Source organism: Herbaspirillum sp. LeCh32-8 (assembly GCF_017814915.1).
Classification (GTDB): Bacteria; Pseudomonadota; Gammaproteobacteria; order Burkholderiales; family Burkholderiaceae_D; genus Herbaspirillum.
On sequence record NZ_JAGIPZ010000008.1, the window covers coordinates 50,135 to 64,659 of the forward strand.

Sequence of the window (14,525 nt, forward strand, 5' to 3'; positions counted from 1 at the left end):
TCACTTGCGCACCTTGCTGGAGAACAGGCCCTGCGGACGCAGCATCAGGATCAGGATCACCGCCGACAGCGTGAGCACCTTGGCCATCGAGCCGGTCAGGAAGAACTCCGCGGTGGACTGGGTCTGGGCAATCGAGAAGGCCGAGGCGATGGTGCCGATCAGGCTCTGGGCGCCGCCGAACACCACCACCAGGAAGGTGTCGACGATGTACAGCGAGCCGCTGGTGGGGCCGGTCGAGCCGATCGTGGTGAAGGCCGCGCCGGCCACGCCGGCCACGCCGCAACCGAGGGCAAAGGTGGTGCGGTCGACCTTGCGGGTGTTGATGCCCACCGCCCCGCTCATGACCCGGTTCTGCATCGTGGCGCGCACCTGCAACCCCCAGCGCGAACGGAACAGCAGCACGAAGATGGCGCCGGTCAGCAGCACCGTCAGGCCCATCATGAACAGGCCGTTGATCGGAATGTCGATGGCATCGGTAGGCTTGAACGAGCCCAGCAGCCAGTTCGGCAAGGTGGCGCTGACTTCCTTGGCGCCGAAGATGGAACGGAAGGTCTGCTGCATCGCCAGCGACAGGCCCCAGGTCGCCAGCAGCGTATCCAGCGGGCGCTTGTAGAGACGGCTGATCAGGAGCAGCTCGGTCAGGTAGCCGACGCCGTAGGCCACCACGAAGGACAGCACCACCGCGCCGAAGAAATAGAACGGCTGCAGCGCCGGCGCGTAGGTCGTGGTCAGGTGCGACAGCAGGTAGGTAATGTAGGCGCCGATGGTCAGGAACTCGCCATGCGCCATGTTGATCACGCCCATCTGGCCGAAGATGATGGCCAGTCCCAGCGCCATGAGCAGCAGCACGCAAAACACCGACAGGCCGTTGAAGCCCTGCATGGCGAAGATGGCGCCGAATTCGGATAGAGAAACCATGTTGACTCCCGCCGTGGGCGATAAAGGATGGAGCGAAAAAAGCCGGGCTTACGCACCGGCAAGCCGAGGGGCGGCAGCGTCCGCATGTCACAACAGACGCCGCCGCTTTGCTGCTCGGATCGACGGCTGCAGCCCCACCCCGTCATCCCGGCGCAGGCCGGGATCCAGTGTCGTTCGCTGCCCGGCCGCGAGGGCTGGGACAGAAAACGCCACCGGCAAGACCGAGTGACGCCGCAGCCGCACAGGCTTACTGATAGCCCTTCGGGAAAGGATTGGGCTCGATCAGGTCGGACTCGTAGATGACCTTGAACTGGCCATCCTTCTGCGCCTCGCCGATGCGGGTCTTGCTCCACAGGTGATGGTTCTCGTGCACCTTGACGTAGCCTTCCGGCGCGGTCTTCAACTCGATGCCGGGCGAGGCCGCGACCACCTTGTCGACGTCGAAGCTGCCGGCCTTCTCGACCGCCGCCTTCCACAGCCACGGGCCGAGGTAAGCGGCCTGGGTGACGTCGCCGATCACCGAGTTGGCGCCGAACTTGGCCTTGAACTCGGCGACGAATTTCTTGTTGTTGGCGTTGTCCAGGCTCTGGAAATACTTCATCGAGGCGAAGAAGCCTTCGACGTTCTCGCCGCCGATGCCCAGCATTTCATCCTCGGTCACCGAGATGGTCAGCAGGTTCTGGGTCTTGGCGGTGACGCCGGCCGCCTTCAGCTGCTTGTAGAAGGCCACGTTGCTGCCGCCGACCACGTCGGCGAAGATCACGTCTGGCTTCTTCAGCTTGATCTTGTTGATCAGCGAGCCGAACTGGGTGTTGCCCAGCGGGTAATACTCCTCGCCCACCACCGAGCCCTTGAGCACGTTCTCGATGTGCTTGCGGGCGATCTTGTTGGAGGTGCGCGGCCAGATGTAGTCCGAGCCGACCAGGAAGAAGGTCTTGGCCTTCTTTTCCTTGGCCACCCAGTTCAGCCCTGCCAGCACCTGCTGTGTCGCCTCCTGCCCGGTATAGAACACGTTCTTGGATTGCTCCAGGCCTTCGTAGAAGGTCGGGTAGTACAACAGGCCGTTGTCCTTCTCGAACACCGGCAGCACCGCCTTGCGCGAGGCCGAGGTCCAGCAGCCGAAGACGGCCGCGACGCGGTCGTTCTCCAGCAGCTTCTTGGCCTTTTCGGCGAAGGTCGGCCAGTCGCTGGCGCCGTCTTCCTGGATGATCTTGATCTTGCGGCCGAGGATGCCGCCCATGGAGTTGATCTGGTCGATGGCCAGGCGCTCGGCCTGGATCGAGCCGGTCTCGCTGATGGCCATGGTACCGGTGGCCGAGTGCAACTGGCCGACGGTGACTTCGGTGTCGGTAATGGCCAACTTGGTGGTGTTGACCTTGGCGGTCGGGAACTGCTGCGCCGAGGCGATGGCCGGCAGCGCCGCGGCTGCCGCACCGGCGGCCAGCCCCATCAGGATCTTGCGCCGTTGGGATGAGGCGGGTTTGGAAGAGGAACGGTGCGACATGCGGTACTCCTTTCGTGCTTTGTTGGACTCATGGAACGCGATCGTGGCGATCGCGATGCTGGTGGCGTTGCTTGCACTTGCTGCACTCACTGCATTCATTGCGCTCATTACATGACCTGAACCGCCCGCAGCCGGCAGGCGCCCCCGGTCGAACGAATCCGGCCAGACCAGGCATTGCGGACTGAGGCGGCGGCGCGGGCATGCGAGCATTTCTCTCCTGCTGCCGGCCGGCGCGTCGCCAGCGCTTGATTGCCGTTCGTTCTGGGACGAAGAATAGGAGCGTCGATGCGGCGCAACAATACGTTGTTTGACGTAACGCGCCGGGCGCTGCGGCGCGGCGCGCGTGCACAGGTTTCGCCCATGACCGGCATGGAATTGGTGCGTCCCGGCGGCAACACTCCCGCCCCGCAGGAGGCCGCAAGCGCGCGCCGTGCCGCGTTTTGGTGAAGCGCGCAGCAATGCGGCGCGGCGGCATACGTCATTTGACGTATGCCCGCGCCCGCCGATTGGTTTGAAAATTGCTTTCTGAAGAATCTGAAGCCATCACCGCAGCGCGAGGCCGCCCTGCAGCATCCCGCGCCGCAGGAGAACGGACGCGGCAGCCCGTAGCACGGCCACCCGGCCGCACACAAGAACGCGAGCACACTGTGAGCAATCCCGCCATACAACGGATCGTGAAGGTCCGGCGCGACTACAACACCTGGGTCGCCAACGAGACGCTGGAAGACTATGCGCTGCGCTACACGCCGCGCTCGTTTCGCCGCTGGTCGGAATTCCGGCTGGCCAATACGGCGCTGGGCGCGACCTCGTTCCTGGCGCTGGAGGCGATCAGCGGCGCCATCACCCTCAGTTATGGCTTTACCAACACCTTCTGGGCCATCGTCTGCGTGGTGGTGCTGTTCTTCCTGACCGGCCTGCCGATCAGCTACTACGCCGCCCGCTACGGCGTCGACATGGACCTGCTCACGCGCGGCGCCGGCTTCGGCTATATCGGCTCCACCGTGACCTCGCTGATCTACGCCAGCTTCACCTTCATCTTCTTCGCGCTGGAAGCGGCGATCATGGCGCAGGCCATCGAGATCTACTTCGGCCTGCCGCTGGTCTACGGCTACGTGCTGTGCTCGCTGATCATCATTCCGATGGTGGCCTACGGCATTACCTTGATCAACCGGCTGCAAATGTGGACCCAGTCGCTGTGGCTGGTGCTGCTGGCGCTGCCCTACATCTGCGTGCTGCACAAGGAACCCGACGCGCTGGCCAACCTGATCACCTTCGCCGGGCGCGCCGAGGACGGCAGCTCGTTCAACATCCTGCTGTTCGGCGCTGCGGCCACGGTGGCTTTCTCGCTGATCGCGCAGATCGGCGAACAGGTCGACTTCCTGCGCTTCCTGCCGGAAAAGACCGAGGCCAACCGCGGCCGCTGGTGGAGCGCGCTGCTGCTGGCCGGGCCCGGCTGGATCCTGCTGGGCGGGGCCAAGATGCTGGGCGGCGCGCTGCTGGCCTTTCTCGCCATCCAGCACGAGATCCCGATGGGCAAGGCGGTGGAGCCGACCCAGATGTACCTGGTCGGCTACCAGTACGTGTTCGCCAATCCGGCGCTGGCGCTGGGCGCGGTGGTGCTGTTCGTGGTGGTGTCGCAGATCAAGATCAACGTCACCAATGCCTACGCCGGCTCGCTGGCCTGGTCCAACTTCTTCGCGCGGCTGACCCACAGCCACCCCGGGCGCGTGGTATGGCTGGTGTTCAATGTGCTGATCGCGGTGCTGCTCATGGAGCTGGGCGTGTTCAACGCGCTCGAGCACGTGCTGGCGCTGTACAGCCTGGTGGCGATCTCGTGGATAGGCGCGGTGGTCTCCGACCTGCTGATCAACAAGCCGCTCAAGCTTTCGCCGGCGCACATCGAGTTCAAGCGCGCCCACCTGTACGACGTCAACCCGGTCGGCGTGGGCGCGATGGCGATCGCCTCGCTGCTCTCGGCCGTCGCCATGTCGGGCGTGCTGGGCAAGCTGGCGGCGGCGATGTCGCCCTTCATCGCGCTGGGCACGGCGCTGGTGTGCGCGCCGCTGATCGCGCTGGCCACCGGCAGCCGCTACTACATCGCGCGCCGCGACACCCTGTCCGACCACAGCCATGCCCAGGGCCAGCTCGACTGCGTGATCTGCGGCAACCGCTTCGAGACGCCCGACATGGCCCATTGCCCGGCCTACCAGGGCGCCATCTGTTCGCTGTGCTGCTCGCTGGACGCGCGCTGCAACGACCGCTGCAAGACGCCCGCGGCGCGCCTGCCCAACCAGATCTTCCTGACCTTGCGTCGCCTGATGCCGGCGCGCTTCTCGCTCAAGCTCAACACCCGCATCGGCCACTACCTGATCGTGTTCGGCGTGCTGGCCGGAGGGCTGGCGGTGATGCTGTGGATGCTCTATTTCCAGCAGATGGCCGATATCTCCGGCACCGCTCTGGTGACGGCGGACTCCCTGCGCGGCGTCTTCATCAAGCTGTTCTGCATGCTGCTGGTGGTGCTCGGGGTCGGCGCCTGGTGGCTGGTGCTGACCAATGAGAGCCGCGCCGTGGCGCAGGAAGAGTCGGAGCGCCAGACCAACCTGCTGCTGCAGGAGATCGAGGCGCACAAGCGCACCGACGCCGAGCTGCAGCGCGCCAAGGAAGCCGCCGAAGCGGCCAACCTGGCCAAGAGCCGCTTCGTGGCCGGCATGAGCCATGAGCTGCGCACGCCGCTCAACAGCATCCTCGGCTACGCGCAGATCCTGCACGTGGACGCCACCATCCCGCCGGCGCGCAAGGACGCCATCGCCACCATCCGCCGCAGCGGCGAGCACCTGCTGAGCCTGATCGACGGCCTGCTCGACATCGCCAAGATCGAGGCCGGCAAAATGCGCCTGGCGTCGGACGAGCTGGCGCTGCCGGGCCTGCTCGAACAGATCACCGCCATGTTCGCGCCGCAGGCCGAGCAGAAAGGCTTGCATTTCCGCTTCGAGCAGGTCGGCCGCCTGCCCGGCATCGTCCATGCCGACCAGAAGCGGGTACGCCAGATCCTGATCAACCTGCTGGGCAACGCCGTCAAGTTCACCGACCAGGGCGGCGTCACCCTGCGGGTGCGCTACGCGCGCGAGATCGCCTATTTCGACATCATCGACACCGGCATCGGCATCGCCGACGACGACCTGGAACGCATCTTCCTGCCGTTCGAGCGCAGCAACGCCGCCAACCTGCGCGGCGACATCGGCACCGGCCTGGGCCTGGCCATCAGCCGCATGCTGACCCACATCATGGGCGGCGAGCTGTCGGTGCAAAGCGAGGTCGGACGCGGCAGCAGCTTCCACCTCAAGATCTATCTGCCGGAGGTGCACGTGCCGCGTCCCACGCTGAAACTGGAAGACCAGATGTCGGGCTACGCCGGCCCCAGCAAACGGATACTGGTGGTCGACGACCAGGCCTCGCAGCGCCGCATCCTGCGGGAGATGCTGCAGCCGCTGGGCTTCGAGGTGCAGGAAGCCGACAGCGGCATCGCCTGCATGGAAGCGCTCTCGCGCGCCCTGCCCGACCTGGTGCTGCTCGACATCGCCATGCCGCTGATGGACGGCTGGTCGGTGGCGCGCGCCATCCGCGCCCGCGGGCTGCTGCGCTTGCCGGTGGTGTTCGTCTCGGCCGACGCCTTCGAGGCCGCGCACGAACGGCTCGACCCGCCGCTCTACAACGACTTCATCGTCAAGCCGGTGTCCTACAACGAGCTGCTGGCCAAGATCCGGATGCAATTGCAGATCGACTGGCTGCCGGCGCTGGCGCAGCCGGCGGCCGCCGCCATCGCCAACGCGGCGGGCGCACAGACCATGCTGCTGGTGCCCGCCCAGAACAAGCTGCGCGCCCTGCTGGAGCTGGGCGCCATCGGCTACGCCAAGGAAATCCTCAGGCAGCTCGACGACATGGAGCGGCAGAATCCCGCCTACCTGCCCTTCACCACCGAGCTGCGGCAACTGGTCAAGCAGTTCCGCCTGAATGAATATGTCACCCGCATCAAGGAGATGATCCGCCATGATCTCAACGACGTTCGATAGGCATGTGGTCCTCATCGTCGACGACATGCCCGACAACCTGTCCATGCTGTCGGACTCGCTCGACGAGAGCGGGCACATCGTGCTGGTCGCCACCGACGGCATGAGTGCGCTGGAGCGGCTGGACCGCATCACGCCCGACCTCATCCTGCTGGACGCGATGATGCCCGGCATCGACGGCTTCGAGACCTGCCGCCGCATCAAGCTGATCAAGAGCGTGAGCCACGTGCCGGTGGTGTTCATGACCGGCCTGTCGGAAACCGAGCACGTGGTGCGCGGCTTCGAGGTGGGCGGTATCGACTATGTGACCAAGCCGATCCGGCCGCAGGAGGTGGTGGCGCGCATCGGCTCGCACATCCGCACCGCGCGCATGATGTCGCAGACGCGCGGCGTGCTGGAGCATGCCGCGCATGCGGTCATCGTGCTGGGCGGCAACGGCCTGCCGTTGTGGCAGACCAGCAAAGCGTCGCTCTGGCTGGAGCGCTATTTCCCGGGCAGCGCCAATGGCACAGGCGGCGCGAGCCACAAGCTGCCGGCGGCGCTGCAAGCCTGGCTTAACCAGAACCTGGCGCTGCAGCGCCAGGGCGGCTGCAGCGGCACGCCGCTGGTGGTAACGCAGGACGGGCATGAACTGAGCATCGCCGTCTCGCCGGCCGGGCAAGGCCACGGCATCACCCTGTTGCTGGAAGAAAAATGCGTGAGCGCGCCGGCAGTCGCCGCCATGGCCGCCCTGCCCGCGGGCATGGATGAAGCCGCCGTCGCGGCGTTCGACAGCTTTCGCCTCACGCCGCGCGAGAGCGACGTGCTGCTGTGGCTGGGCAAGGGCAAGACCAATCGCGACATCGCCGACATCCTCGGCATGAGCCCGCGCACGGTGAACAAGCACCTGGAGCACATCTTCGTGAAGCTCGGCGTCGAGACGCGCTCGGCAGCGGCGGTGCTGGCCAGCGGAATGGTACAGCCCGCCGCCGGCGGCATGCTGCAATAGACGATGGACGCTCGATGTTGCCCGGACGGCAAGCACAGGCGACAGGAAGAAGATGGCAGATAGTCCGGCGCGCCCGCGCGCTTTGGCATATCCTTGCAATGCACTCGCTGCGCTGCATGCGGCGCAATGAGTGCAGTACCTCAACGAGCAAGGAAACATCATGCCCAAGAAACAAGAGAAGCTGGATCCGGAAACCGAAGCCCTGATCCAATGGTGCACTGAAGTCGAGCAGTTCCTGGTCCAGGGCGGCGCCACGCTGGACCAGGCCCAGGAGCACATCGAAGAACAGGTGGAATGGTTCACCGATCTGTTCTACGACGGACTCACTCCGGAAGAAGCGGCCAAGGAAGCGCTGGCCTGAGCCGCCGCCCAAGCATCGACAATCGCCATCCGCCCACCAGTCCCGGCCCTGCGCCGGGACTTTTCTTTCAGAGCCTCAGCCGAAGCGCGAGCGCACCTGCTTCAACGCGTCGTACAACGGCGCGGTCGCATCGGCCAGCCGCTCCAGGCTGGCCTCGCGCAGCTGGTCGAGGTCGACCGCCGCCACCCCGCCCAGGCCGGCCCAGGCCATCAGCGCCGAGAATGCCTGCGGGGTATCGAACATGCCATGCAGATAACTGCCCAGGATCTGGCCGTCGGCCGAGCGTGCGCCTTCGCCGCGGCCGTCGATGATGAATGCCGGGGCCGCCAGCGCCGCGCCCGATGACACGCCCATGTGGATCTCGTAGCCGCTGACGCCGGCCCGGTCGTGCGTGAAGGCGCATTGGCCGGATACCTGCACCAGTCGTTTCTCCCGGGTCAGCTCGGTGCGCATGGCCAGCAGGCCCAGGCCTTCGCTTGCGCCGGCCGCGCCTTCTACGCCGTGCGGATCGTCCACGCCCTCGCCCAGCATCTGGAAGCCGCCGCAAATGCCGATCAGTTTGCCGCCGTAGCGCAGGTGCTTGCGAATCGCGTCCGGCCAGCCTTGCTCGCGCAGCCACTGCAGGTCGCCGCGCGTGTTCTTGCTGCCGGGCAGGATGATCAGGTCGGCCGGCGGGATCGCCCGGCCCGGGCCGATGAACTGCAGGTCGATGTCGGGATGCGCGCGCAGCGCGTCGAAGTCGGTGTGATTGCTGATGCGCGGCAGCACCGGCACCAGCACGCGGAACGCGCCGCGCACCGTCTGCGATGACGCAATCGCATCTTCCGCATCGAGCTGCAAGCCATGCAGGTAAGGCAACACTGCCAGCACCGGCTTGCCGGTCTTTTGCTCCAGCCAGTCCAGGCCCGGTTGCAGCAGGCTGATATCGCCGCGAAAGCGATTGATGACGAAGCCGATCACCCGCTCGCGCTCGCTTGGCGACAGGCAGTCGAGCGTGCCGGTCAGGTGCGCGAAGACGCCCCCGCGGTCGATGTCGGCCACGATGATGACCGGGCAATCGACCGCCTCGGCAAAGCCCATGTTGGCGATGTCGCGCGCGCGCAGGTTGATCTCGGCCGGGCTGCCGGCGCCTTCGACGATGATGGCGCGATATTGCGCGCGCAGGCGCTGGTAGGACTGCAGCACCGCCTGCATCGCCTCGGTCTTGTAGCGGTGATAGTCGCGCGCGTTCATGTCGGCGCGCACCTTGCCGTGCACGATCACCTGCGCGCCGGTGTCGCTGGAGGGCTTCAACAGCACCGGGTTCATGTCGGTATGCGGCGCAATGCCGGCGGCCTGCGCCTGCAGCGCCTGGGCGCGGCCGATCTCGCCGCCGTCGGCGGTGACCGCGCTGTTCAGGGCCATGTTCTGCGGCTTGAACGGGGCGACGGTGACGCCGTCGCGCTTCAGCAACCGGCACAACGCGGCGGCCAGCGTGCTCTTGCCGGCGTCCGAGGTGGTGCCCTGGATCATCAGGGTATGGAAAGGGAAACCGGAAAAATCAGCCACGTGCGCTCCATATCTGCAAGGCCTGCTCCAGGCGCAGCCACCCCGCCTCGTCCGGCGGCAAGCCGATGCGAATGCCGCCGGCCCCGCGCGTGAACAGGCGCACCCACACGCCCTGGCGCGCCATCGTTTCGTGAAACTCCGTCGCACGCGGTTCCGGCCACCACTGGAACAAGGCGCTGCCCGACGCGGCGATGCCGTGCCGCGCCAGCAAGCCGCGCAGGCGCTCACCGTCGGCCAGCAGACGCTGCAGCGTGGCGCGCTGCCAGTCGCGGTCGCGCAAGGCGGCGATGCCGACCTGCTGGGAAGGCCCGGCCACCGTCCACGGGCCGAGCCAATCGGCCAGCGCATCAAGCAAAGACTGCGCGGCGGCGACGAAGCCCAGCCGCAAGCCGGCCAGGCCGAAGAACTTGCCGACCGACCGCAGCACGATCAGGCCCTCCTGCCCGGTGTGCGCGGCCACGCTCTGCGCGCGCAGGGTGTCGCCGAAGGCCTCGTCGACCACCAGCCAGCCGCCGCGCGCCTGCAATTGCCGCGCCCAGCGCAGCAGCTGGTCCGGCGCGACGACGGCGCCGGTCGGGTTATTGGGATTGCACAGCACCAGCACCTCGCAGTCGCCGGCGGCTGCCTCGTCCAGCTGCGCATAAGGCACTTCGCGCACCGCGTGGCCGGCGCGCGTCCAGCAGTGCGCGTGTTCGGCATAGATGGGCGCGGCCACCACCACCCGCGCCGGTCGTCCATCGCGACGCAGGCGCAGTTGCGGCAGCGCCTGGATCGCCGCCTGGGTGCCGGCCACCGGCAACATGCGCGGCGCGCCGTAGTAGTCGCAGGCCGCCCGCACCAGTTCGTCGGAAGGTTCCGGCAGACGATGCCAGGCATCAGCGGCCGGCGTCGGCGCCGGATACGGCACCGGGTTGATGCCGGTCGACACATCCAGCCACTCGTTGCGTGGACGGCCGTAGCGCAGCGCGGCGTCGTTCAGGTTGCCGCCGTGTTCAAGCATGGAAAACTCCGAAGGAAATAACCGCCAGCGCCCATGCTGCCGCCAGCCACAACGCCGCCGACATCGCCACCAGTCGCCAGGCGCGCACGATGTCGGCGCTTTGCGCGGGCTGGCCGCGCCCCAGCGGCGGACGCTGCTCCACCTCGCCGTCGTAGGTTGCCGCGCCGCCCAGGATAACGCCCAGCGCGCCGGCGCCGGCGGCCATCACCGGCCCGGCATTGGGACTGCCCCAGGCCGGGGCCTGCTCCTTCCAGCAGGACAAGGCGCGGTCGCGGTCGCCCAGCCAGGCATAGGACAAGGCCGTCAGCCGCGCCGGCGCCCAGTTCAGCCCATCGTCGATGCGCGCCGCGGCCCAGCCGAAATAAAAGAAACGTTCATTGCGATAGCCCCACATCGCGTCCAGCGTATTGGCCAGCCGGAACAGTAAGGCGCCGGGGCCGCCGGCCAGCGCGAACCAGAACAGCGTACCGAATACGGCGTCGTTGCCGTTCTCCAGCAGCGACTCGACGCCGGCCTTGGCGAGGTCGCCTTCATCGGCCTGGCGGGTGTCGCGACTGACGATATAAGAGGTCAGCACCCGCGCCGCCGCCAGGTCGCCCCTGGCCAACGCCAACGCGATGGGCATGGCGTGGTCGCGCAGGCTGCGCAGGCCGATGCAGAAATACAGCAGCCCGGCATGCAGCAGGCAGGCCAGCCACCACGGCGACAGATGGATGATCCACGCCGCCAGCGTCACGCCCGGCAGCACCGCCAGCATCCATGCCAGCACCCCGCGCAGGCGCAGCCCGGGCGCGCAGTTGAGCGCGCCTTCGATACGCTTGGCAAGGTTGCCGAAGCCCACCAGCGGGTGCCAGCGGCGCGCCTCGCCCAGCAGCAGGTCGAGCGCGATGCCGGCCGTCATCAGCAGGGCCAGCCAGCTCAAGGGAATGCCGTTCAGCATGCGATATCCTTGAAGCTCAGCGGCAATCCCGCCGCCACCCATTGCACCCGCTCGCACAAGGCCGCCACCGACTGGTTCAGCCGCCCCGCCTCATCGACGAACCAGCGCGACACCGCGCCGGTGGGCACGACGCCCATGCCGACCTCGTTGGACACCAGGATCACCGTGCCCTGCGCCTCCTGCAGCGCCCGCAGGAAATCCACGCGCTCGATGGTGAAGGCGGCCGGCGCCTCGATCGGGCCCAGTTCCGGGAAGTCATAGCCATCCGCGAACAGCAGGTTGGACAGCCACACCGTCAGGCAATCGACCAGCACCACGCGTCCCGGTCCGGCGTTCTCCCGCAGCGCCGCGCCCAGCGCCAGGGGTTCTTCCACGGTGCGCCACTGCCCGCCCTGCGCCTCGCGACGCTGGCGGTGATGGTCGATGCGCGCGCGCATCTCGGCATCGTCGGCGCTGGCTTGGCGGCCGGCGGTGGCGATGTAGACGATCTCTTGCGCGCCCGCCGCCGACGCCGCCAATACCGACTCTTTCTCCGCATAAGCGCTCTTGCCCGAGCGGGCGCCGCCGAACACCAGGGTGCGTCGTGTCTTCATGTCTTGTCTCCGGCCGGTTCAGACGGCCATTTGTCGTCGGCCACCAGCTCATGCAGCGGCCGCCGCGCGGCCCAGTTCTGCTGCTCCAGCATCGGCTTTTCATAAAAGGCCGGCACGTGCCCCAGGCACACTACCGCCACCGGTTCGGCGCCCTCGGGCATCTCCAGCAACTGCGCCAGCTGCGCCGGCTCGAACAGCGACACCCAGCCCATGCCTAGCCCCTCGACGCGCGCGGCCAGCCACATGTTTTGCAAGGCGCAGGCCAGCGAGGCCAGGTCCATCTGCGGCATGGTGCGGCGGCCGAACACATGCGGCTCACGCCGCTCCATCAGCGCGGCCACCAGCAGCTCGCCGCAATCGAGGATGCCCTCGACCTTGAGCTTCATGAATTCGTCTTCGCGCTCGCCCAGGGCCTGCGCGGTGGCGATGCGCCCCTGCTCCACCAGCGCGTGGATGCGCGTACGCAGATCGGCGGCGCGGATGCGGATGAAGCGCCATGGCTGCATGAAGCCCACGCTGGGCGCATGGTGCGCCGCCTGCAGCAGGCGCTCCAGCAAGGCGGGATCAACCGCGTCCGGCAAAAAGTGACGCATGTCGCGCCGTTCGCGGATGGCGCGGTAGACCGCCTCCACCTCGGCTTGCGGATAACGATGCGGCGACATGTCGCTCATGCCGCCCCGCCAAACAAGGCCGCCACAGTACGCGGCGCGGAGCGGAAATAAGCGTGCAGGTAACTGGCCACCACCTTGTCTCGGCGGTACACCACCTCGCCTTCGGATGAATCGAACAGGCGCTCGCCGCGCGCCATGAACTGCGCGCCCACCACCGCGCGCGAGTAATGGAAGGTATGGCAGCGCAGGTGCTCGCCGAAAGCGCCCGGCAGGTTCAGCGACAGCGTCTGGTAACCCAGGCCCTGCAGGCGCGGCTGCACCGCGGCCTGCCCCGGCAACACGCCGCACATGCGGCCGCTGCGGCCGTCCTGGCCGATGATGGTTTCCAGCAAGTAGAGCATGCCGCCGCATTCGGCGTACAGCGGCTTGCCGGCGGCGGCGTGAGCACGCAGACCGTCCTGCGTGGTCAACGCGCTCTGCAGCTGGTCGAGGTAAAGCTCAGGGTAACCACCCGGCAGCCACACCGCGTCGCACGGCGGCAGCGCTTCATTGGCCAGCGGCGAGAAGAAGCACAGCGCCGCGCCCATGGCTTGCAGCAGTTCCAGGTTGGCGGTGTAGATGAAGGAGAACGCCAGGTCGCGCGCCACCGCGATGGTCTTGCCCTCCAGCAGGCGCGGGAAGGCGCGCTCCGGCGGCGGCGTGCCGAAGTCCACCGGCTCCGGCAGCTTGGCCAGCGAGGTGCTGGCCATGCGGTCGGCGATGGCGTCCAGGCGCGTATCGAGGTCTGCGATCTCGGGCGCGGCCACCAGGCCGAGATGACGTTCCGGCAGCGCGAACTGCATGTCGCGCTGCAGCCCCGTGAGCAGCGGCACCGAGGGCCGCGCGTTCTGCAGGCCCTGGCGCAGCATCTGCGCATGGCGCGGGCTGGCCACGCCATTGGCCAGCACACCGGCGAACTTCAGCTCGGGACGATAGGCGATCAGGCCCTGCGCCAGCGCGCCCACGGTCTGCCCCATGCCGCGCGCGTTGATCACCGCCATCACCGGAATGCCCAGCAACTGCGCCAGGTCGGCGCTGCTGGGTTCGCCGTCGTACAGGCCCATCACGCCTTCCACCAGCACCACGTCGGCCTGCTGCGCGGCCAGCGCCACCTGGCGCCGGCAATGGTCTTCGCCACCCAGCCACAGGTCGAGGTTGACCACCGGATGGCCGCTGGCTTGCTCCAGCACCATCGGGTCGAGGAAGTCGGGGCCGGTCTTGAACACCCGCACCTGCTTGCCGTCGCGCCGGTACAGGCGCGCCAGCGCGGCGGTGATGGTGGTCTTGCCGTGGCCCGAGGCCGGCGCCGAGATGAACAGCGCGGGGCTGCTGTATGGGCTGTGCGGCATCAGAACTCCACGCCTTTCTGCGCCTTCACGCCCTGCTCCTTGTAGGGATGCTTCAGGGGGCGCATCTCGCTGACCAGGTCAGCCTGCTCGATCAGCGCCTCCGGCGCATGGCGGCCCGTCACCACGATGTGCAGCATTTCGCGACGGCCGGCGAAGGTGCGCAGCACGTCGTCCAGATCGAGGTAGAGATACTTGAGCACGATGTTGAGCTCATCCAGGATCACCATGTCGTAGCTCGGGTCATTGATCATGCGCACCGCCTCGGCCCAGCCGCGCTGCGCCGTGCGCATGTCGGCCTCGCGGTCCTGGGTGTCCCAGGTGTAGCCCTCGCCCACCACGTGGAAGTCGCAGTTGGCGTGGCCGCCGAGGAAGTCGCGCTCGGCGCTGTAGAGCGCGCCCTTGATGAACTGCACCACGCCCAGCTTCATGCCGTGGCCGAGGATGCGCATGCCCATGCCGAAGGCGGCGCTGGACTTGCCCTTGCCGGTGCCGGTGTTGACGATCAGCAGGCCCTTCTCCTTTTGCGCCGCGGCCTTCTTCTTCTCGAAGCCCTCTTTGTGGCGCTGGGTCATACGCTTGTGCGATTCGGGATCGGTCTTCATGTGTG

12 protein-coding genes are annotated in these 14,525 nt (G+C 67.3%); 3 read left to right on the forward strand and 9 right to left on the reverse strand.

The window, feature by feature from the left end; translation table 11 throughout:
- Window positions 1-918 (reverse strand): urea ABC transporter permease subunit UrtB, encoded by a 918-nt coding sequence (gene urtB / locus J8I26_RS14945; protein ID WP_209607902.1) that lies wholly within the window; start codon window positions 916-918, stop codon window positions 1-3.
- A 247-nt stretch (window positions 919-1,165) separates the two neighbouring features.
- Window positions 1,166-2,422: an urea ABC transporter substrate-binding protein gene (gene urtA / locus J8I26_RS14950; RefSeq protein WP_209607903.1), complete on the reverse strand. Its 1,257-nt coding sequence runs from the start codon at window positions 2,420-2,422 to the stop codon at window positions 1,166-1,168.
- 647 nt (window positions 2,423-3,069) lie between these two features.
- Here urtA and J8I26_RS14955 point away from each other — a divergent pair.
- The 3 genes from J8I26_RS14955 (at window position 3,070) to J8I26_RS14965 (ending at window position 7,838) form a co-directional block, all read left to right on the forward strand.
- Window positions 3,070-6,492, forward strand: coding sequence for an ATP-binding protein (locus J8I26_RS14955; RefSeq protein ID WP_209607904.1), 3,423 nt, complete (start codon window positions 3,070-3,072; stop codon window positions 6,490-6,492).
- Entirely contained in the window at window positions 6,470-7,477 is a 1,008-nt protein-coding gene (locus J8I26_RS14960) for a response regulator transcription factor (RefSeq protein ID WP_209607905.1), read from the forward strand. The genes J8I26_RS14955 and J8I26_RS14960 overlap by 23 nt, the downstream gene beginning before the upstream one ends.
- Before the next feature lie 160 nt (window positions 7,478-7,637).
- Window positions 7,638-7,838, forward strand: a complete 201-nt coding sequence (locus tag J8I26_RS14965; RefSeq protein ID WP_209607906.1) for a hypothetical protein — start codon at window positions 7,638-7,640, stop codon at window positions 7,836-7,838.
- Between the two features lie 75 nt (window positions 7,839-7,913).
- Here J8I26_RS14965 and J8I26_RS14970 read toward each other — a convergent pair whose 3' ends face one another.
- Genes J8I26_RS14970 through cobO form a run of 7 tightly spaced genes read right to left on the reverse strand, consistent with a single transcriptional unit; the run spans window position 7,914 to window position 14,520 of the window.
- Complete coding sequence (locus J8I26_RS14970; protein ID WP_209608046.1) at window positions 7,914-9,350, reverse strand: cobyric acid synthase; 1,437 nt, start codon at window positions 9,348-9,350, stop codon at window positions 7,914-7,916.
- Between the two features lie 28 nt (window positions 9,351-9,378).
- Window positions 9,379-10,386 carry a threonine-phosphate decarboxylase CobD gene (gene cobD / locus J8I26_RS14975; protein WP_209607907.1) on the reverse strand — a complete coding sequence of 336 codons (1,008 nt, stop codon included), beginning with the start codon at window positions 10,384-10,386 and terminating at the stop codon, window positions 9,379-9,381.
- Window positions 10,379-11,326 (reverse strand): adenosylcobinamide-phosphate synthase CbiB, encoded by a 948-nt coding sequence (gene cbiB / locus J8I26_RS14980; protein WP_209607908.1) that lies wholly within the window; start codon window positions 11,324-11,326, stop codon window positions 10,379-10,381. Before cbiB ends, cobD begins: the two co-directional genes overlap by 8 nt.
- Window positions 11,320-11,919, reverse strand: coding sequence for a bifunctional adenosylcobinamide kinase/adenosylcobinamide-phosphate guanylyltransferase (gene cobU, locus J8I26_RS14985; protein WP_209607909.1), 600 nt, complete (start codon window positions 11,917-11,919; stop codon window positions 11,320-11,322). Before cobU ends, cbiB begins: the two co-directional genes overlap by 7 nt.
- On the reverse strand, window positions 11,916-12,590 hold the full coding sequence (gene bluB / locus J8I26_RS14990; protein WP_245200342.1) for a 5,6-dimethylbenzimidazole synthase: 675 nt from the start codon (window positions 12,588-12,590) through the stop codon (window positions 11,916-11,918). Before bluB ends, cobU begins: the two co-directional genes overlap by 4 nt.
- A complete protein-coding gene (locus J8I26_RS14995; protein ID WP_209607910.1) occupies window positions 12,587-13,918 on the reverse strand; it encodes a cobyrinate a,c-diamide synthase in 1,332 nt (443 codons plus the stop codon). The genes bluB and J8I26_RS14995 overlap by 4 nt, the downstream gene beginning before the upstream one ends.
- A complete protein-coding gene (gene cobO / locus J8I26_RS15000; RefSeq protein WP_209607911.1) occupies window positions 13,918-14,520 on the reverse strand; it encodes a cob(I)yrinic acid a,c-diamide adenosyltransferase in 603 nt (200 codons plus the stop codon). The genes J8I26_RS14995 and cobO overlap by 1 nt, the downstream gene beginning before the upstream one ends.
- Between the last annotated feature and the right edge of the window lie 5 nt (window positions 14,521-14,525).

Coding starts and splice junctions, on each gene's coding strand:
- urtB (WP_209607902.1), bottom strand. CDS start 918: ATGGTTTCTCTATCCGAATTCGGCGCCATCTTCGCCATGCAGGGCTTC.
- urtA (WP_209607903.1), bottom strand. CDS start 2,422: ATGTCGCACCGTTCCTCTTCCAAACCCGCCTCATCCCAACGGCGCAAG.
- J8I26_RS14960 (WP_209607905.1), top strand. CDS start 6,470: ATGATCTCAACGACGTTCGATAGGCATGTGGTCCTCATCGTCGACGAC.
- J8I26_RS14965 (WP_209607906.1), top strand. CDS start 7,638: ATGCCCAAGAAACAAGAGAAGCTGGATCCGGAAACCGAAGCCCTGATC.
- J8I26_RS14970 (WP_209608046.1), bottom strand. CDS start 9,350: ATGATCCAGGGCACCACCTCGGACGCCGGCAAGAGCACGCTGGCCGCC.
- cobD (WP_209607907.1), bottom strand. CDS start 10,386: ATGCTTGAACACGGCGGCAACCTGAACGACGCCGCGCTGCGCTACGGC.
- cbiB (WP_209607908.1), bottom strand. CDS start 11,326: ATGCTGAACGGCATTCCCTTGAGCTGGCTGGCCCTGCTGATGACGGCC.
- cobU (WP_209607909.1), bottom strand. CDS start 11,919: ATGAAGACACGACGCACCCTGGTGTTCGGCGGCGCCCGCTCGGGCAAG.
- bluB (WP_245200342.1), bottom strand. CDS start 12,590: ATGAGCGACATGTCGCCGCATCGTTATCCGCAAGCCGAGGTGGAGGCG.
- J8I26_RS14995 (WP_209607910.1), bottom strand. CDS start 13,918: ATGCCGCACAGCCCATACAGCAGCCCCGCGCTGTTCATCTCGGCGCCG.
- cobO (WP_209607911.1), bottom strand. CDS start 14,520: ATGAAGACCGATCCCGAATCGCACAAGCGTATGACCCAGCGCCACAAA.